This window comes from Cohaesibacter haloalkalitolerans, from assembly GCF_003574655.1.
Classification (GTDB): Bacteria; Pseudomonadota; Alphaproteobacteria; order Rhizobiales; family Cohaesibacteraceae; genus Cohaesibacter; species Cohaesibacter haloalkalitolerans.
In genome coordinates, this window is the sequence record NZ_QNUM01000001.1 from 739,279 (window position 1) to 757,429 (window position 18,151).

General features: G+C 59.6%; 14 protein-coding genes. 6 read left to right on the forward strand and 8 right to left on the reverse strand.

Going from position 1 to position 18,151, the window contains the following annotated elements:
* Nucleotides 1-23: 23 nt before the first annotated feature.
* On the reverse strand, nucleotides 24-3,119 hold the full coding sequence (locus tag DSL70_RS03155) for an AsmA family protein (RefSeq protein WP_119306406.1): 3,096 nt from the start codon (nucleotides 3,117-3,119) through the stop codon (nucleotides 24-26).
* Nucleotides 3,120-3,406: 287 nt separating this feature from the next.
* Between DSL70_RS03155 and pgi the strand changes: the two genes are divergently transcribed.
* From pgi to DSL70_RS03170, 3 genes are all read left to right on the forward strand, one after another.
* Nucleotides 3,407-5,044, forward strand: a complete 1,638-nt coding sequence (gene pgi, locus DSL70_RS03160; protein WP_425359328.1) for a glucose-6-phosphate isomerase — start codon at nucleotides 3,407-3,409, stop codon at nucleotides 5,042-5,044.
* A gap of 133 nt (nucleotides 5,045-5,177) precedes the next feature.
* Nucleotides 5,178-5,714, forward strand: coding sequence for an isochorismatase family protein (locus tag DSL70_RS03165; protein ID WP_245418075.1), 537 nt, complete (start codon nucleotides 5,178-5,180; stop codon nucleotides 5,712-5,714).
* A gap of 210 nt (nucleotides 5,715-5,924) precedes the next feature.
* The gene (locus tag DSL70_RS03170) at nucleotides 5,925-6,878 is read left to right on the forward strand and encodes an AEC family transporter (protein WP_119306409.1); all 954 of its coding nucleotides are present in this window, start codon (nucleotides 5,925-5,927) and stop codon (nucleotides 6,876-6,878) included.
* 40 nt (nucleotides 6,879-6,918) lie between these two features.
* Here DSL70_RS03170 and DSL70_RS03175 read toward each other — a convergent pair whose 3' ends face one another.
* The 7 genes from DSL70_RS03175 to gcvA all read right to left on the reverse strand — a co-directional run bounded on the left by DSL70_RS03175 (nucleotide 6,919) and on the right by gcvA (nucleotide 16,462).
* Entirely contained in the window at nucleotides 6,919-8,559 is a 1,641-nt protein-coding gene (locus DSL70_RS03175; RefSeq protein WP_119306410.1) for an ABC transporter ATP-binding protein, read from the reverse strand.
* Complete coding sequence (locus tag DSL70_RS03180) at nucleotides 8,556-9,455, reverse strand: ABC transporter permease (RefSeq protein WP_119306411.1); 900 nt, start codon at nucleotides 9,453-9,455, stop codon at nucleotides 8,556-8,558. The genes DSL70_RS03175 and DSL70_RS03180 overlap by 4 nt, the downstream gene beginning before the upstream one ends.
* On the reverse strand, nucleotides 9,455-10,408 hold the full coding sequence (locus DSL70_RS03185) for an ABC transporter permease (protein ID WP_119306412.1): 954 nt from the start codon (nucleotides 10,406-10,408) through the stop codon (nucleotides 9,455-9,457). The genes DSL70_RS03180 and DSL70_RS03185 overlap by 1 nt, the downstream gene beginning before the upstream one ends.
* Nucleotides 10,409-10,505: 97 nt before the next feature.
* Nucleotides 10,506-11,993, reverse strand: a complete 1,488-nt coding sequence (locus DSL70_RS03190; RefSeq protein WP_119306413.1) for an ABC transporter substrate-binding protein — start codon at nucleotides 11,991-11,993, stop codon at nucleotides 10,506-10,508.
* Nucleotides 11,994-12,297: 304 nt separating this feature from the next.
* Nucleotides 12,298-13,965 (reverse strand): thiamine pyrophosphate-binding protein, encoded by a 1,668-nt coding sequence (locus DSL70_RS03195; protein WP_119306414.1) that lies wholly within the window; start codon nucleotides 13,963-13,965, stop codon nucleotides 12,298-12,300.
* A gap of 184 nt (nucleotides 13,966-14,149) precedes the next feature.
* A complete protein-coding gene (locus DSL70_RS03200) occupies nucleotides 14,150-15,337 on the reverse strand; it encodes an acyl-CoA dehydrogenase (RefSeq protein ID WP_119306415.1) in 1,188 nt (395 codons plus the stop codon).
* Nucleotides 15,338-15,517: 180 nt separating this feature from the next.
* Nucleotides 15,518-16,462, reverse strand: coding sequence for a transcriptional regulator GcvA (gene gcvA, locus DSL70_RS03205; RefSeq protein WP_119306416.1), 945 nt, complete (start codon nucleotides 16,460-16,462; stop codon nucleotides 15,518-15,520).
* 249 nt (nucleotides 16,463-16,711) lie between these two features.
* Between gcvA and dmpI the strand changes: the two genes are divergently transcribed.
* The 3 genes from dmpI (at nucleotide 16,712) to DSL70_RS03220 (ending at nucleotide 18,028) form a co-directional block, all read left to right on the forward strand.
* Complete coding sequence (dmpI, locus tag DSL70_RS03210) at nucleotides 16,712-16,912, forward strand: 4-oxalocrotonate tautomerase DmpI (RefSeq protein WP_162916304.1); 201 nt, start codon at nucleotides 16,712-16,714, stop codon at nucleotides 16,910-16,912.
* Between the two features lie 127 nt (nucleotides 16,913-17,039).
* Nucleotides 17,040-17,381 (forward strand): winged helix-turn-helix transcriptional regulator, encoded by a 342-nt coding sequence (locus DSL70_RS03215; RefSeq protein ID WP_119306418.1) that lies wholly within the window; start codon nucleotides 17,040-17,042, stop codon nucleotides 17,379-17,381.
* Nucleotides 17,382-17,578: 197 nt separating this feature from the next.
* A complete protein-coding gene (locus tag DSL70_RS03220) occupies nucleotides 17,579-18,028 on the forward strand; it encodes an Rrf2 family transcriptional regulator (protein WP_119306419.1) in 450 nt (149 codons plus the stop codon).
* The last annotated feature ends 123 nt before the right edge of the window (nucleotides 18,029-18,151 follow it).

Here is an 18,151-nt window from a genome sequence, read left to right on the forward strand (position 1 = left end):
TCGTCCAATCCTGATCGGGCGGATTAGTTGCCGAACAGGCCCTTGGTGATGCCCTGCAACAGTTGCTGCTCCAGTTTGGGCTTGGTGCCGTTGTTGTTGTTCTGTTGCTGGTTGTTGCCTTGCGGGGCCAGCAGCTGGTTGAGATCGACGCCCAGCTTGTCGGACTGCTTCTGCAGTTCCTTTGTGACGTTTTTCTCGATCTTCTGGATGGCCTTCGAGGCATCCTTGCCAGCGCCGCCCATCTGCTCGAGTGATTTGAGGATCGCCTGCGGGTTCTCCAGAATACCGGCAATATCGGGATAGATGCGCGGCTTGGTGAGTTTGCCCTTGATGATGATCGGAATCGGCACGCCGTCGGCATTGACCGGCCCGCCCTGACCCTTCAGCTTGGCGATGACTTTCGGGGTTGTCTTGTAGTTGATCGTCATGTTGGGCAGATCGATGGTTCCGGCACCGGACAGGCGGAACAGCGGGCTCAACATCGACAGATCATTGTTGCTGGCGATGCCGTTCTGGAAGGTGAAGCTGGCCGTCAGGGCCGAGAAATCGGTGCTCTGGGCGTCGGATGAGGCCCAGCCTTCCAGAATGTTGCCCTGCAGGCTGCGCAGCATCTGCGGAATGTTGATGCCATTGATCTGGCCGTCCTTGATCTCGATAGCGCTGGTGCCGTTCAGCTGTTTGATGATCTGGGCCTGGCTGGCGCCCTGCGCCGTCAGGTCGATGGTGACGCCACCCTTGCCACTGAGGGCGCGCATACCGATGGTATCGGCAAGGAACGGTTTCATGTTGAGACCGGAGAGGGCGAATTTCGCGGCCAGTTTGGCCGGTTTCGTTCTGGCATCAACCGAGACCTGACCATTGCCCTTGCCGTTGTAGAGCGCCATCTGCGACAGGGTGGTTGTCAACTGGCCACCGGCAACCTTGGCCGTCAGCCCCACCGGTCCCATGGTGATGTCGCGCGCGACAAGACTCTTGGCCGAGAAGGCGAGGTCTGCCTTGATGGTGTTGAGGCCGGAAAAGTCGATTGGGCTGGTGTCCCATCCGGTCTGGGCGGCCGGGCGGCTTGCCTGACCATTGCCACCGCGGCCCTGTTCCTGACCATTGCCCATGAAGGGGGTTACATCGAGCCGGTCAAAGGCAAAGGAGCCGGAGATGCTCGGAATCGTTCCGGCGACATAGTCCAACGTGCCGGTGCCCTTGGTCTGGCCCATTTCCAGCGACAGATTTTTGAGGGTTGTTCGATCGGTGCCAAGGTCCATCTGGCCGGACAACAGCACCGGCAGGTCCGGAGTACCATTGGTGACAGGCTGCCCCAGCCACGCTAGCAGCCTCTTGCTGGAGCCGGTCTTGATGGTCAGCTTGCTGCCTGAAAGGCTCAGCTTGGCCGGGTTGAGGCGACCGGCAAGCGCCAGCGACAGCTCCTTGGCCTGAAGCGACAGGCTGGCGGCAACAGGGGCATTGGCAATCAACTCGCCAAGTCCGATCCTGCTGCTATAGCGGATGGTGTCGCCATTCCAGCTGAAGGCGCCGGAAATGTCGACCGGATCATCAAGATTGGCGATCTTGATCTGGCTGGAGAGGTTTGAGATGGTGCCGGTGGGCCGATTGGGAATGGCGGCTTCCAGCGCCGGGTTGGAATACTGGCCCTTCTGCAGGGTCACGGTGCCAGCCAGATTGCCTTTTTTGGCAATCTCCTCGGCGCTGAGCCCTTGGGCTGCAAAGTTGATGCTGGCCGAGATCATGCCCGACATCGGGCTCTTCTGGCCTGCCAGTGAGGCCATTTCCCCCACATCCAGTTCGCGGGCGGTGAGCGACCCGGACCAGACCAGTTTGCCCAGGTCGCCATTGAGGATCGCCTGAACATTGCCCTTGGCCAGATTGGCCGACTTCAGATCAACCGTCAGCTTGCCGTTGGCGAGCTGGGTGAGCAGCTTGACCTGCCGCAGCGACTGGCCCTGATAGGTCAGGCGACCGGCGCGGAAATCAAGGGTCGCGTCGAAGTCCTGAAGCAGTGAGAGGTCTGGCTGGGTGGCGGTGCCTTTGGCCCCAGTTTCGGATTTGGCCCCGGATTTGGCCCCGGATTTGGCGGTGTTGAGCAGTTCGTCGAAATTGAGTGTCGAGCTGTCGACTGCCACGCGGATGAGCGGATTGCCTTTGGTCGATGCCGTGAAGATGCGAGCCGCCGCCTTCACCTGCTGCTTGTCGAGGGTCAGGGACAGGCTTGGCAGGCGGATTTCATTGTTGAGAGCGATGACCGAGCCTTCGATGCTGGCGGTCTTGACATCCAGCATCGAGCCATTCGCGCCGATCCAGTCCATGAACTGGGTGACATTGCCGATGTTGGCGGCATAGTTGGCGGTGAACAGCTGGGTGCCCTTGAGGGCCAGCTCGCCAACGGCCTTGACCTTGATAAGGTCGCCGTCAATGGAGAGGTCGAGGGCGGAGGACTGGCCGTTGATTGCCCGCCCGGCGTTGGCAAGACTGCCCGTGATCGAGAGGGAGCGGTCATTGTAGGGCAGGGTGGCTTCGATCTCTGCCGATCCGTTGAAGTCGGGAATGCGCACCGTGGCGTTGAGGCCGGACATCAGCTCTGTGGTGTGGCCGCCTTCATCGATGGTGACGATCTGGGCGTCGTTGATGGTCAGGCCGCGCAGGCTGAGAGCGGAAAGGTCGAGCGCCTCACTGGTCGCTTCCGCTACCGGGGTCGCTGCCGCGCTGCCGGGGGCCGCGGGGGTTGCTGCCTGGTTGCCCGTTGCCGTGGTCTCGGCTGTTGCGCCCTTGGCGATCGTAATGACCGGCTTGTCGAGCGTGATGCCGGTGATGTCGGCCTTGCCTTTCATCAGGGGAGAAAGGGCGAGGCCGAAATCGAGCTGCCGCACCGAGAATAGCGGCTTGTCCTGCTGGTCTTTGAGCGAGACGCTTTCTGTGGTCAGCTTGATGCCAGTGATGAAGGAAAGCGAAACATCGCCGTCAATGGCCAGCGTCATGCCGGTCTGGTCCTTGACGAGCGTGACCACCTGCGCCTTGAGATAGTCGGTCGACAGGAAGGCGGGTATCAACAACAGGGCCATGACGATCAGGATAACCGCCGAAACAATGGAAATAATGATATTTCTCACCAAACTCTCCTGCTCTTCTGCACCCCTGACGTACAGGGCGGGTTCCCTGCACTCCGAATCAACTCCCGATGACCATCATAATTGCATACGTGAAAATTCTACAATCTGCTTGGACCATTCAGCAGCATTTTGCCTGCTTTCAGCAGACGGGCGGCTTTTTATCCTCTGATGAGCGCACAAAGGCGGTGAGTGGAAAACTATGCACTTGAATTCATTTGTTGATAGAACTCAAATGACTTGTCACATATTGATATTACAAGTCTTGCCAAATTACACGAAGCAATGGATTGGGGTATGAAATGAGCTCTCTGGAAGTCGTTTGGTCCGATTTGGTCCGCCACCGTCAGGAAATGTCTGACTTCACCCTGCGTGCAGCCTTCGCCGAGGACGCAGACAGATTTGAGCACTATTCCGCTGAAATGGACGGCTGTCTGACGCTGGACTACTCGCGCAACCGCATTCAGGAAAAGACCCTGATGCTGCTGGAAAACCTGTTGCTGCAGGCCGGTGTTGTCGAGCGCTACAAGGAAATGAAGACCGGCGTTGCCATCAACAACACCGAAAAGCGGTCGGTGCTGCATATCGCCCTGCGTGGCAGCGTTGATGAGGATCTGGTGGTCAATGGTCAGGCGATTGCCGCTGATGTCAACGCGGTCAAGGCGCGGCTTTACGCTTTTGCCAAGGGTGTGCGTGACGGCTCAATTGCTGCCAAGGATGGCAAACCCTTCACCGATGTGGTCAATATCGGCATTGGCGGGTCCGATCTCGGGCCGCATATGGTCACCGCCGGTCTTGCCGCTTTCCATGATGGTCCGCGTGTGCATTTCGTCTCCAACGTCGATGGCGCCCACATGGGTGACACGCTCAAGACGCTTGATCCGGCCCGCACCCTGTTTCTCGTTGCTTCCAAGACCTTCACCACGCAGGAAACCATGACCAACGCCCGCGCCGCCAAGGCATGGCTCGTTGCGGCTTTGGGCGAGGATGCTGTCGGCGACCATTTTGCCGCCCTGTCCACCAACAAGGATGGTGTGGAAGGCTTCGGCATCAGCACTGAGCGGATGTTTGAATTCTGGGATTGGGTCGGCGGACGCTATTCGGTCTGGTCTGCCATCGGTCTGCCGGTGATGATCGCCATCGGACCGGAAGGCTTTGAAGAGTTCTTGGCCGGGGCCCGTTCCATGGACCACCATTTCGAGACGGCACCGTTCCGCGAGAACCTGCCGATGCTGATGGCTGCTCTCGGCCTGTGGTATCGCAATATCTGGGCCTGTGCGTCTCTGGCCGTGCTGCCTTATGATCAGCGGCTCGAGTATTTCTCGGCCTTCCTGCAGCAGCTGGACATGGAATCCAACGGCAAGCGGGTTCGGCGCAATGGTTCCGATATCCTGAGGGCCTCCGGTCCGGTGATCTGGGGGCAGTCGGGCACCAATGGCCAGCATGCCTTCTATCAGGAACTGCATCAGGGTCATGACATCATCCCGTGCGAATTCCTCGTTGCGGCCAATCCGACCGATGCCGATCAGGGCCAGCATGAACTCTTGCTTTCGAACTGTCTGGCGCAGGTCGAGGCGCTGGCCTTTGGCCGTACTGCCGAGGAAGCCAAGGCCCAGCTCGAGGCCTCCGGCAAGTCTGCCGAGGAAGTGGCTGAACTGGTGCCGCACAAGGTGTTCCCGGGCAACCGTCCCACCTCGCTGCTGTTCTATGACGCGTTGACCCCGAAGATGCTTGGTCGTCTGATTGCGCTTTACGAACACAAGGTGTTCGTGCAGGGCGTTGTCTGGGGCGTCAACAGCTATGACCAGTGGGGCGTCGAGCTTGGCAAGGAACTGGCCAACAAGCTGGCCCCGGCCGTCAAGTCAGCCGAGCGCGGGGAAGGTGACCCGGCCATTCTTGATCGCCTCAAGGCCTATCGCGCCAAATAGGCTGCATCCTTCGGCTTTTGATGGCAAAAGATCTGCCCGTCGGTATGCTCCGGCGGGCTTTTCCTTTGGCGGCTTTATAGTGGCGGGTTGTCTGAATACCCTGTCAACCGGCAAAATCATGCGGAGGTCCAGCTTGAAAGCCTTGATCATTATCGACATGCAGCAGGAAATGCAGTTCCGTATCGAAACGGGGCGGGACTGCGTCAATGGTGATGCGCCAAAGCGGATCGCAGCCCTGGCGTCTGCCTTCCGGCAAAGGGGCCTGCCGGTTGTCCATATTCGCCATCATGACGACGATCCGCGGTCTTCCATGCATGCCGATGCGGCTGGTTATCCGCCCATGGCCTGCGCCGAAGCGCTTGATGGGGAAGCGGTTTTCATCAAACACACCTCGTCCGCATTTGCTTCGACCGATCTTGAGGCGCATTTGCGCAAGGAGGGCATTGGTGAGCTGGTGGTGACGGGCGCGGTGGCCGGTTTTTGTGTCAACAGCACAGTGAGGGCCGGTGCGGATCTTGGCTTTGCCATGACGGTTGTGCGCGATGCCGTGGTCGGCTTCGATTTACCCGACGCCGGGCTGTCGGCGCAAGTGATCTTCGATGTCACCATGGCGCATCTAGAGTCAGACTTCGCTCGCATCATTGATACCTCTGTTGTGTTGGCTGACTAGAGCCTGCCTCTGGCTGAGCGGCCCGGCTGTTGCTTCTGCCTCTCAATCCTGTTGACACGGCGGCAGAAAGCGCCGACAAGTCAGCGTTGAAGCTGGCTTGCTCCTGTAAGGCCCAATTCCGGGGGCAGCCTTGAAGCCTCGCCTGCCTTTGCTCTTCTCTATTCCCGTTCTCCTTTGCTGCCTTTTCAACAGCCTGCCGTATAACGCTCCATGATCAATATTCTTACCGTCACCCTGCCCATATTTCTGCTCATCGGTGTGGGGTATGTTGCCGCCTATTTCAAGATTGTCGGCGCTGCTGACATTGCGAGCATTGGCCGCTTTGTGCTCAACATTACCATGCCCGCGCTCATCATCGTGGCGTTCCAGAGCCACCCCATCGGGCAAATCCTCAACTGGACCTATCTCATGGCCTACGGCATCGGTGCGGTTGCGACCTTTGGGCTGACAACGCTGTGCGGTGTCTATCTGTTGAAGAAGGATCTCTCCACAAGCGCCATTTATGGCATGGGCACCAGCGTGTCCAACAGCGCCTATATCGGCTATCCGGTTGTTTCCGCCATCATCGGTCCGATCGGGGCCATTTGCATGGCGCTGAATTTTCTGGTCGAAAACATCATCATCATTCCGATGGCGCTGATTTTGGCCGATGCAGGCAGCGGCAAGGGCCAGCGGGTGTCGGTTCTCATTCGCCAGATCCTCTACAAGCTGACAAAGAATCCGATCATTATCGGCATTGTCATCGGTCTGGCCATTTCCCTGTCCGGCATGACACTGCCCGCACCGGTCAACAAGGCCCTGTCCCTGCTGGCTGGTGTTTCCAGTCCGACGGCGCTGTTCGTCATCGGCGGCTCACTGCTCGGGCTGCGCCTCAAGGGCATGCGGGGAGATATTGCTCTGGTCTTTATCTTCAAGCTTGTTGTCCACCCCTTGATGGCTCTCCTGTCGGTCATGGTGCTTTTCCCGGGCATCGAAAGGGAATTTGCGATTGGGGCGGTTCTGTTTGCCAGTGTGCCGATGATGAGCGTCTATCCGATTTTCGCCGAAGCCTACCAGTTGGGACAGCGGGCCGCTGCTGCGGTGTTCGTGGCAACGATGCTTTCCTTCTTCACCATCCCGATTGCAGTCATGGTGGTCCATTTCCTGCTGCCGCTTGGCGGATAACAGTCACGGTGACTGCGCTTGTCTCAGGCGAGCGGGGTGGCTATTCGGCTTCCTTGCGACGGCGGGCGATGGTCTTGTGGAGGTCGGGAGCTGCGCCGATGAGGGCGCGGGTGTAGGGCTCGCGCGGGTTCTGGAAGATGGCCTCGGTGCGGCCCCGTTCGATGATCCGGCCACGATACATGACCATGATCTCGTCGGTCACGGAGCGCACGACGGAGAGGTCGTGGCTGATGAACAGGTAGGACAGGTCCAGCCGGTCGCGCAGGTCGGTGAAGAGATCGAGGATCTGGGCGCGAATGGAGACGTCGAGCGCCGAGACCGGTTCGTCGGCGATGATGATCTTCGGCCTGGTGATCAGCGCTCGTGCGATGGCAATGCGCTGTCGTTCACCGCCGGAGAACTCGTGCGGGAATTTCTCGGCGTCGTCCGGTGTCAGGCCCACCTGCTGAAGGCTGGTGGCGATGCGTTCGTCGCGTTCTTCACGGCTGATGTCCTTTCGGCACAGATAAAGCGGCTCGGCGACCGAGCGACCGATCTTGTGGCGCGGATTGAAGGAGCCGTTGGGGTCCTGGAAGACGATCTGGATGTCCCGGCGCACCTTGCGCAGGTCGGACTTGTTGGCCGAATAGGGATCATGCCTGCCGATGTGAACGGAGCCTTCTTGTGGGGCATCGAGTCCGAGCAGGGTACGGGCAAGGGTCGACTTGCCACAACCGGATTCGCCAACCAGACCGATGCTCTGCCCCTTGTGGATCGTCAGGTCGACACCATCAACAGCGCGGGTCGCTCTTCTTTCCAGATAGGGGAACTGACGCGGCAGGGGATAGGTTCGCACCACGCTATGCGCACTGAGGATCGGGGCGACAGCGGCCAGTGACGGATCGTCGCCGAACAGCGGCGGCTTCTGGCGTTTGGGCTTGTGGGTCGAGGATTCGAACAGCCGGATGCTGTAGGGATGGGCGAGGCTGTCGAATAGCTGCGGCAACGGACCCTGCTCGACGATGCGGCCCTTTTTCATGATGGCAATCGAATTGGCCATGTCGGCCACGACGGCCAGATCGTGGGAAATCAGCATCAGTGCCGACTGGTCCTCGCTCATCAGGTCCTTGAGCAGGCGCAGGATCTCGGCCTGTGAAGTCACATCGAGCGCCGTGGTTGGCTCGTCGGCGATGATGAGGTCCGGCTTCATGGCGATGGCCATGGCGATGACCACCCGCTGGCGCTGCCCACCCGAAAGCTGGTGAGGGAAACGGCCCGGCGAGATCTGGTCGGGGTCGAGGCCCACGCGCTGCAACTGGCGTCGCGCCAGCCCTTCGGCCTCGTGGCGGGTGACGGCACTGTGCAGGAGGATGCATTCCTCCACCTGTGCCCCGATGGGTTTGAGCGGATTGAGAGCGGTCATCGGCTCCTGAAAGACCATGCCCATCAGGTTGCCTCGCCGCTTGCAAAGCTGCCGCTCGGGCAGATCGACCAGATTTTCTCCGGCCAGGTGGATCGAGCCGGCAAGGTGGCTCTGGCGCGGCAGCAGCTGCATGATGGACAGCGCCGTCAGGCTCTTGCCAGAGCCGGATTCGCCGACCAGCCCGAGGCATTGGCCGCGTTCAAGCGAGAAGGAGATGTTCTGCAGGATCGGCTTGTCGCCAATGGTGAGGCTGACATTGTCCAGCGTGAGGAGACTCATGATGCCTTGCTCCCGCCGATGTCGAGGCTCGAACGTACCTTGGGATCGAGCATGTCGCGCAGGCCGTCGCCGAGAAGATTGAGGCCGAGCACGGTGAGGATGATGGCCATGCCGGGGATGATCGCCAGTTGCGGCGCCATCATCAGCCAGGTCTGCGCCTCGGCCAGCATCTTGCCCCAACTGGGCATCGGCGGCTGGGTTCCAAGCCCGACATAGGACAGGCCCGCTTCGGCCAGAATGCCGAGTGAGAACTGGATGGTACCCTGCACGATCAGCAGATTGGCGATGTTGGGCAGGATATGCTCAATGGTGATGCGGACCGAGCCCTTGCCGGACAGACGGGCCGCAAGGATGAATTCCCGCGTCCACAGACTGAGGGCTGCGCCTCGGGCAAGGCGGGCAAAGACCGGGATGTTGAAAATGCCGATGGCGACGATGGCATTGATTGCGCCGGGGCCTGCCAGCGCCGTGATCATGATGGCCGAAATGATCGCCGGGAAGGCAAAGATGAAATCGCCCATGCGCATGATCGCTTCGTCCAGCCAGCCGCCCTTGGCAGCTGCCCAGCTGCCGAGCGGCACGCCGAGGCCTGCACCGATGCCCACCGCTACAAGGGCCACTGCAATGGAATTGCGGGCACCGAGCATGATCATCGAGAAGAGATCATGGCCATAATGGTCGGTGCCAAGCCAATGGCTGGCACTGATCGGTTTCAGCCGTTCGGCAATGTTGACCGACAGGGCGTCATGGGGTGTCCAGACGAAGGAGGTGAGGGCCATGGCGATGAAAAACAGCGTGATGATGCCGCCGATCACGAAAGAGGGCGAATGCATGCCCTTGGCCAGAAAGCTGCGGTATTTGTGGGCATCGGTGGAGAAGAGATGGGGTCTGGTCATCAGCTCATCTGCCTCCGGTGCAGGCGCGGGTCGATCAGGGCATAGGTGATGTCAACGAGGAAGTTGACGAAGATGACCGTTGCCACCAGTAGCATGATGATTGCCTTGACGGTGATCAGGTCGCGCTGGTTGATGGCCTGAAACACCAGTCTGCCGAGGCCGGGCAGGGAGAAGACATTCTCGATGATGACCGTCCCGGCAAGCAGAAAGGAAAACTGCAGTCCCATGATGGTGATGACAGGGATGAGGGCGTTGCGCAGACCATGCCGGGCAAGCGTCTGGCGCAGGTTGAGGCCCTTGGCGCGGGCGGTGCGCATGTAGTCTTCATGCAGCACCTCCAGCATCGAGGAGCGCATGATGCGCACGAGGATCGATGCCTGAGGCAACGCCAGCGCGATGGCGGGCAGCAACAGGGCCTTCAGCGCCGGGCCTGCGCCCTCGCTCCAGCCGGGGAAGCCACCGGAAGGGAACCAGTGCAGCGTCACTGCGAACACCAGCACCAGCAGCATGGCGAACCAGAAATTGGGAATGGCGATGCCGATCTGTGTCGCCCCGATCAGGCTGACATCGGGCCAGCGGCCATGGGTGCTGGCAGCCAGAATGCCAAGCGGCAGGGCGATCAGGGTGGAGAGGGCCAGTGCCATCAGCGCCAGCGGCAGGGAGATGGTCAGCCGTTCGCCGATCAGTTCGGTCACCGGCACCGAATAGGTGTAGCTGACCCCGAAATCGCCCTGCAGCATGCCGACGATCCAGTGCCAATAACGGGTGACGAGGGGTAGATTGAGGCCCAGCTGTTCACGCAGGGCGGCCAGCGTGTCTGTCTGTGCATTGATGCCGAGGATCAGTTGAGCCGGATCACCGGGCAGGATCTCCATGACCGAAAAGATGAAAAGCGAAGCAGCCGCAAGCGTTACACAAAGGGAAGCAAAGCGGCGCAGGGAGTAGATGATCATGGCAATGGGCTGCTATCTGCCGGGCATGGTAATGCGAAAAAGGGTATGGCAGAGAGCATCTGCCATACCCGCAGGTCTTTTAAACCGAATTCACCGGTTAGTCCATCCATTCTACGGCAGTCAGGTCATTGGCCTGAATGGGGGCATTTGCCCACAGGCCCTTGATCTTGGCGTTCCAGACGCCGGTCTTGGCGAGCTGGAACAGGAAGCCGTTGACCGCATCGCCATTGAGCTTCTTCTGGGCCTGATGCAGCAGTTCCGTGCGTTCGGCATCATCTGCCGTCGCGTTGAGCTTTGCGATGATGGCGTTGAACTCTTCGTTCTTGTAGTTAAAGTAATAATCGTCGCGGGCATAGATGCCGATGTCCATCGGCTCGGTGTGCGAAATGATGGTCAGATCATAGTCCTTGCCCTTGAAGACATTGCTCAGCCACTGGGCCCATTCGACGTTGATCAGTTCAAGCTCGATGCCAACCTTCTTCAGGTCCGAGGCGATGATCAGGCCCGAGCGACGGGCATAGTCGGTTGGTGGCAGAAACAGGCGGGCCTTGAAGCCGTTTTCCAGCCCGGCTTCCTTGAGCAGCGCCTTGGCCTTTTCCGGATTGTAGTCATAGACATGGGACAGGTCGAGATAGGCCGGATTGTGGGGCGCGAAGTGGGAGCCGATGAGGGTGCCGTAGCCGAACATGGCGCCATCGATCAGCGACTGGCGGTCGATGGCATAGGCCAGCGCCTTGCGGACGCGGATGTCGTCAAACGGTTTGACGCCATTGTTGGTGGCCAGAATGGTTTCCCCTTCGGTGGTGCCGATGACAACCTTGAAGCGCGGGTCATTCTCGAACTGGGGCAGCATTTCCGGTGCCGGGAAGATCGGGAAGGCGTCCACATCGCCAGCCATCAGGGCGGCAAGGCTGGCTGCCGCGTCGGCAACGATCTTGAAGGTCGCCTTTTCCAGTTTTGCAGGGGTTCCCCAATAGTCCGGGTTCCTCACGAGGGTGATGGAATCGCCCTTGACCCACTTGTCGAGCTTGAACGGGCCGGTGCCGACCGGTTTGCTCTTGTTGGTGTCTGCGCTCTCGGGGGCAACCATGACGGCGTCGCCCCAACCAAGATTGAACAGCATGGCACCGGTCGGGCGCTTCAGCGTCATCTCGACGGTGTATTTGTCCTTGGCGGTGACGCTATCGATCGGCTCGAACAGGGCCTTCTGGGCGTTGACGGAGTTTTCGCCACGGGCGCGGTCGAGCGAGAAGACCACGTCCTCCGCATCAAAATCGCTGCCATCGTGGAACTTGACGCCCTGATGCAGCTTGAAGTCATAGGTCAGGCCGTCGGCCGAGATGGTCCAGCTTTCCGCCAGCGCGGGCTGAACCGAGCCATTTTCGTCGATGCGCGTCAGGCCTTCGAAAATGTTGGCGTAGGTGATCTCGTCAATGGCCGCAGCGGCACCTGCCGTCGGGTCCAGATGCGGGGGTTCGAGGCGAACACCCAGAATGATGTCGTTGCGTGCAGCTTGTGCGCCTGCCGTCATGAGCGTTGCCGCCATCGACAGGGCCAGAGCCCATTTGGTTGCTGATTTCATCATGTTTGATTATCTCCGACCGTCTTCTTCTCTGGTCCGGTTGGCTCTGTTGGCCGTTCCGGCTGGCTTCTTTACGGATCGTCGAGCCATCGGCTGAAAGCTCGCTGATCGCTCCCCCCTTTTGTTGCGGCGCTTTATGGCACAGCATGCGGCCAGAGGCAGCCATGACTTCCGTCGCATTCGGTTGTTCCGAAATGTCGTCAGAGACTGATAGCACAAAAAAGGGGACACAGTGGCCCCCTTTTTCGCAAAAATCGTGTCTTGTGGCCTCTCACAGGTCTGCGATGGGCCAACACCTGACCAAAAGTCAGCTTTTGGTGCGGAAATCCGTGATGGTTTTCACCGGCGTCAAAGCCTCGGGATCGGTGATGATCTCGATGAGCGCCGGACCGTTATGCGCCATCATGCGGGCAAAGGCTGCCGGGAACTCATCCGTCTTGAGGACCTTTTCCGCGTGGCCGCCCATTGCCGCCGCCATGGCCGCAAAGTCCGGGTTGCGAAGGGCCGTGCCAGAGATGCGGGTCGGATATTCGCGTTCCTGATGCATGCGGATGGTGCCATACATGGAGTTGTTGACGACAATCACCTTGATGGGCGCGCCTTCCTGTGCGGCGGTGGCAAATTCCTGACAGGTCATCTGGAAACAGCCGTCACCGGCAAAACAGATGGCGGGGCGGGCAGGATCCTGAATGGCTGCTGCCACCACGGCAGGCATGCCATAGCCCATGGAGCCGGAGGTGGGGGCCAGTTGGGTGCGCCAGCCACGATATTTGATGAAGCGGTGCAGCCAGATGGCATAGTTGCCTGCGCCGTTGGTGAAGACCGTATTGTCCGGCGTGTTGGCCTCCACATGCTTCATGATTTCGGCCATCTGGACGTCACCGGGCAACTTGCGCGCCGGAATGGCGCTGAAGGCCTGATAGCCCGCGTTGGCCTCCTTCACCCACGCACTGTCGCCGGTCTTGCGGATCCTGCCGAGAGCGCCGAGCATCAGGGCCATGGTTTCATGGCGGGCCGCAATGGCAAGGGCAGGCTGGTAGACGCGTCCCAGCTCTTCCGGATCGGCGTGGATGTGGATCAGCGTCTGGCTGGGAACAGGGGTCTTGATGAGGGTGTAGCCGGAGGTGGTCATTTCGCCAAGGCGAGCCCCCAGAACGATGAGGACGTCGCTCTGCTTGATCCGGGCCGCGAGGGCCGGGTCGATGCCGATGCCCACGTGACCGGCAAAGTTCGGGTGGGTGTTGGGGAAATAGTCCTGACAGCGGAAGGAGGTGCCGACGGGTATGCCATTCTGTTCGGCAAACAGGGTCACGGCCTGCCTGGCCTTCTCAGACCATCCGCCACCGCCGATGATCATGAACGGGCGCTCGGCTTCCGAGACCAAATCCTCCAGCTCGCGCATGGCTTCGGCTGACGGGGCGCTGTCCGCCGGTTTTGCCTTTGCAGGCAGAACCGCAGGCTTTTCAATCTCGGTGACCAGCATGTCTTCCGGCAGGGCCAGAACGACCGGGCCGGGTCGGCCGGAGAGGGCCGTGCGATAGGCGCGGGCGACATATTCGGGGATGCGGGCGGCGTCATCAATCTGGGCGACCCATTTGGCCATCTGGCCGAACATGCGGCGATAGTCGATCTCCTGAAAGGCCTCGCGTTCGATCTGGTCGCTGGCGACCTGACCGATGAACAAGATCATCGGGGTGGAATCCTGAAAGGCCACATGCACACCGGAGCTGGCGTTGGTGGCGCCAGGACCTCGGGTGACCATGCACAGGCCGACCTCGCCGGTCAGCTTGGCCCAGGCATCGGCCATCATCGAGGCGCCGCCTTCCTGACGGGCGTTGACGTAGCGAAGGGTCGGAGCGTCGTAGATGGCGTCAAGGACTGAAAGATAGCTTTCCCCCGGTACGCCGAAAATGGTTGAGGCACCCTGTTCTACGAGGCAGTCCACCAGAAGGGTTGCGCCTGTTGTCAGCGTCATGTCGCTGTCCTTTTCTCTTGATGAAACCGCCTTTGTGGCTCGATCGGATGGGAGCGGCGGTTATTGAAGGCTGTTGGTTGTTCTTGCAAAGCTGGCGTTAGATGTGTGGTCCGGCTGTCGCTGTGGCTGCCGGACCGTTGTTGTTTGAAGGATGCCTCTTGTCGGTCTCTCTGGCTTCTGAGGTCTAGAAAAAGGCCTGCAGGCCGGTCTGGGCGCGCCCGAGGATCAGGGCGTGAATGTCATGGGTTCCCTCATAGGTGTTCACGCTTTCCAGATTGACCATGTGGCGCATGATGTGAAACTCGTCGGAAATACCGTTGCCGCCATGCATGTCGCGAGCGGTGCGGGCGATGGCCAGCGCCTTGCCGGCGTTGTTGCGCTTGATCAGCGAGACATTCTCGACCGGGCAGTTGCCCTCATCCATCAGCCGCCCGACGCGCAGAGCCGCCTGCAAGCCAAGGGTGATCTCGGTCTGCATGTCGGCGAGCTTGAGCTGGACGAGCTGGGTCTGGGCCAGCGGGCGGCCGAACTGCTTGCGGTCGAGGGTATATTGGCGGGCTGCATGCCAACAGAATTCAGCCGCACCCAACACGCCCCAGGCGATGCCGTAGCGGGCCTTGTTGAGACAGCCGAACGGACCGGCAAGTCCCTCGGCATCGGGCAGCAGGTGGTCTTCGGGCACAAAGACATTGTCGAGCACGATTTCGCCGGTGGCCGAGCCCCTCAGGCTCATCTTGCCCTCGATCTTGGGGGCCGAAAAGCCCTTGGCGCTGGCGGAAACGATAAAGCCCTTGATCTTGCCGTCGTGGGCGTCTGACTTGGCCCAGACGATGGCGATGTCGGCGATCGGGGAATTGGTGATCCACATTTTGGCGCCAGTCAGCACATAGCCGCCGTCGACGCTCGTTGCGCGGGTGATCATCGAGCCGGGGTCGGAACCGTGGTCCGGTTCGGTGAGGCCGAAGCAGCCGATCAGCTCGCCGGTTGCCAGTTTGGGCAGATAGGTCTGTTTCTGCTCCTTCGTGCCATAGGCATGGATCGGGTGCATGACCAGCGAGGATTGTACCGACATGGCCGAGCGGTAGCCTGAATCGACGCGCTCGATTTCTCGCGCGATCAGACCGTAGGCGACATGGTTGACACCGGCGCAGCCATAGTCTTCCGAGATGGTGGGGCCGAGAAAGCCCTGTTCGCCCATTTCCTGCATGATGGCGATATCGAAGCGCTCATGCCGGTTGGCCTCAAGCACACGCGGCATCAGCCGGTCATCGCAAAAGGCGCGTGCCGCATCCATGATCATGCGTTCTTCGTCGCTCAGTTGCTGGCGAAAAAGAAAGGGATCATCCCAGGTAAAAGCCGGTTTCGCGCCCATGGGCCATTGCTCCTCTGCTGTCTGTCAGACGGAAAGTGTGTCCGTCGTCAAGGCAGGCGTCAATTGCAGCAATAGTAGTTGTGGCCGGGGGGCGCTGGAAGCGATGATATTTCAAACGGTCATGAGATTTGTTTATAGGCGGGGAGGGTGGCAAGCCCTCCGCTTCACGGGGGAATCAGCCTAGTCCGGCTGTTTGGCGGCGGCTGCCAGCAGCTGGTTATTCATCTTCTTCTTGGTGCTCAGGGCCTCGCGCATCACCCATGTGCGGAAGGTTTGCAAGTTGGGGCTGGCGCGCTTGGACTGCGGATAGACGAAATAGTAGTCGCCGTTGGACGGGGTCAACTGATCATCAAGCTGGACCAGTTCGCCGCTTGCCAGCTCTTCCTCGGCCAGAAGCCGTGGCAGCACTGCAATGCCCATCTTGGAGGCAGCGGCACGGATGACCATGTGAAAATGCTCAAAGCGTGGTCCGACATGGGGATTGGGGTGGTGCAGGCCCTTCTGGCTGAACCAGTGCGACCAGAGCGACGGACGGGAGGTGGCCTGCAACAGCGGATGGCGCAACAGCAGTTCCTGCAGCCCGACTTCCTTCAGCTCGCCCAGAAGATTGGGGTGGGCCATGGGCACCACATATTCGGGCATCATCTCGTCAGTCAGCGCGTTGGGCCAGGCGCCTTCGCCGAAATGGAAGGCTGCGTCGATATCCAGACCGGCGAATTCGAACGGCTCGAGCTTGGTGACGATCTGGATGAGAATTTCGGGATGGGCCGTGGTGAATTTGGTCAGGCGCGGCACCAGCCAGCGGGCGCCAAGTGTTGGCAGACAGGCGATGGTCAACTCGCCGCCCTGGCCACGATAGGCCAGCAGCTCCAGCGTTGCCGTCTCGATATCCTGCAGCTTGGTGCGGATCTTGTGGGCATAGACGGCTCCGGCCTCGGTCAGCACGAGGCCCGTGCCGGTGCGTTCGAACAGACGCAGGCCGAGCAGATCCTCCATCGAGCGCATCTGGCGGGAGATGGCGCTCTGGGTGACCCCCAGCTCGCTGGCCGCCTTGGTGAAGCTGAGATGGCGGGCTGCAGCCTCGAAGGCGCGCAGAGCGGAAAGGGAGGGAAGATAATTCAGCATGGCATGCGGTTTGATTATGGTGTGATTGCAGTTTTTGTTGTTTCAAAAAGAGCTTTCCACCATTCCAGCGGAAAATCAAAGGAAAAATAGACTTTAGTCGCTGGGGTGTTTCCGGGTTCGGCTTTTCTGGCATGAAAAAATATCATGGTGGATTTTTCTTGCTACAGATTTGGTAGCGGTATATGGTGTGTTTGCTACAAAAAATGTAGCAAACACACCATATACCGCAATTTGACATTGGAGCTTGTCATGCCAGTCATCACCATGACGCTGGGTGCCGACCAGATCGACCAGAAGCAGAAAAATGAATTCATCAGCAGCGTGACCCAGTCCGCCGCCCGGATCACCAATATCCCCGAGCAATCCTTTATCGTCTTCATCGAACAGCTTGATCCGGACAATGTCGGCGTTGGCGGGCTCTCGCTCACTGAAAAGCGCAAGCTGGCCTAGGGCCGCAGGTTGACTTGCCACCCAAGCTATAGGGCGGGCAGAGTGCGGGCGTGGTGAGGAATGGGTTTTTCTTTTTGCCGCTTTGCTTTAGTGTTGGGCAACTGACAAGGCAAACAATGAGAGAACCATGGTAATACCACGCCCCGGAAAACCGGTTCGGGGCTCCCACAGCGGGGCCCCGGTCATGGCCGCATTCGATCTCCTTGGTCGCCGCTGGGCCATGGGGATCATCTGGCACCTCAATGAGGGGCCTGCGACCTTCAGGGCCTTGCAGGAGCAGTGCGAGACCATCTCTCCCTCCATCCTCAACAGTCGCATCAAGGATCTCTTCGAGGCAGGTCTCATTGACAAGACCCCGCAGGGCTATGCCCTGACGGCGCTCGGTGAGGATCTCTTCATGCTACTCAAGCCTCTTGCCGACTGGTCGTTCCGCTGGGCCGAAACGCTTTCGGACGAGGGCGAGGCGTGACTTTGGGGAGGGCGGATGAAGAAAATTGGTGCCGATGCATGATAAAGCCTGCATGGGTTCCTATATATCCTTCATCGGAAAGAGAATTGTGCGATTGTTTCCGGCGGTCGGGATTGAAGGCCGTAAGGAAAAGGGCTAGAAGTTTCCCTTAGACAAGCGGTACACTTCATGTGTGCCAACAGACAGGTGGTGAAATTATGAGACTGACCCAGCAGGCCAATTATTCTGTGCGCATCCTGATGTATTGCGCTGCAAAGAAAGATGAATTTGCCAAGGTCAGCGAAATCGCCCAGGTCTATGGGATTTCTGAATATCACCTGTTCAAGATCCTGCCGATTCTGGTGTCCAACGGTTTCATCACCACGCACCGTGGCCGCAACGGTGGTTTGAAGCTGGCCAAGGAGCCTGCTGAAATCACGCTGGGCCAGATCATTCGTGCCGCCGAAGAGAATTTTCATCTGGCAGACTGCTTTGATGAAGGCAGCTATGATTGTCCCCTGTTGTCGATGTGCGATTTCAATCAGGCACTGAATGATGCGCTGGAATCTTTCCTCAAGGCGCTCGACAAATATACGCTGGCAGACCTGACCGCCAAGGAAGGGGACATGCGCAGCCTGCTCAACATCGCCGAGATCCAGACCGCCTGACGGGTTTCTGCTGCTGTCCGATCACTCCCTCTTTGCCTGCCCTCCCGATGTGGTTGAGATGCCTTGCTGGCCAGTTGGGTCTTCGACGCCGGGTTTGCGATGAACTGCACAGGTCTTTCCCAA

What these genes read in the sequence shown, in the direction of transcription:
- gcvA (WP_119306416.1), bottom strand. Translation starts at nt 16,462, where the DNA reads ATGCTGAATTATCTTCCCTCCCTTTCCGCTCTGCGCGCCTTCGAGGCT.
- dmpI (WP_162916304.1), top strand. Translation starts at nt 16,712, where the DNA reads ATGCCAGTCATCACCATGACGCTGGGTGCCGACCAGATCGACCAGAAG.
- DSL70_RS03190 (WP_119306413.1), bottom strand. Translation starts at nt 11,993, where the DNA reads ATGATGAAATCAGCAACCAAATGGGCTCTGGCCCTGTCGATGGCGGCA.
- DSL70_RS03195 (WP_119306414.1), bottom strand. Translation starts at nt 13,965, where the DNA reads ATGACGCTGACAACAGGCGCAACCCTTCTGGTGGACTGCCTCGTAGAA.
- DSL70_RS03185 (WP_119306412.1), bottom strand. Translation starts at nt 10,408, where the DNA reads ATGATCATCTACTCCCTGCGCCGCTTTGCTTCCCTTTGTGTAACGCTT.
- DSL70_RS03170 (WP_119306409.1), top strand. Translation starts at nt 5,925, where the DNA reads ATGATCAATATTCTTACCGTCACCCTGCCCATATTTCTGCTCATCGGT.
- DSL70_RS03200 (WP_119306415.1), bottom strand. Translation starts at nt 15,337, where the DNA reads ATGGGCGCGAAACCGGCTTTTACCTGGGATGATCCCTTTCTTTTTCGC.
- DSL70_RS03220 (WP_119306419.1), top strand. Translation starts at nt 17,579, where the DNA reads ATGAGACTGACCCAGCAGGCCAATTATTCTGTGCGCATCCTGATGTAT.
- DSL70_RS03180 (WP_119306411.1), bottom strand. Translation starts at nt 9,455, where the DNA reads ATGACCAGACCCCATCTCTTCTCCACCGATGCCCACAAATACCGCAGC.
- DSL70_RS03215 (WP_119306418.1), top strand. Translation starts at nt 17,040, where the DNA reads ATGGTAATACCACGCCCCGGAAAACCGGTTCGGGGCTCCCACAGCGGG.
- DSL70_RS03175 (WP_119306410.1), bottom strand. Translation starts at nt 8,559, where the DNA reads ATGAGTCTCCTCACGCTGGACAATGTCAGCCTCACCATTGGCGACAAG.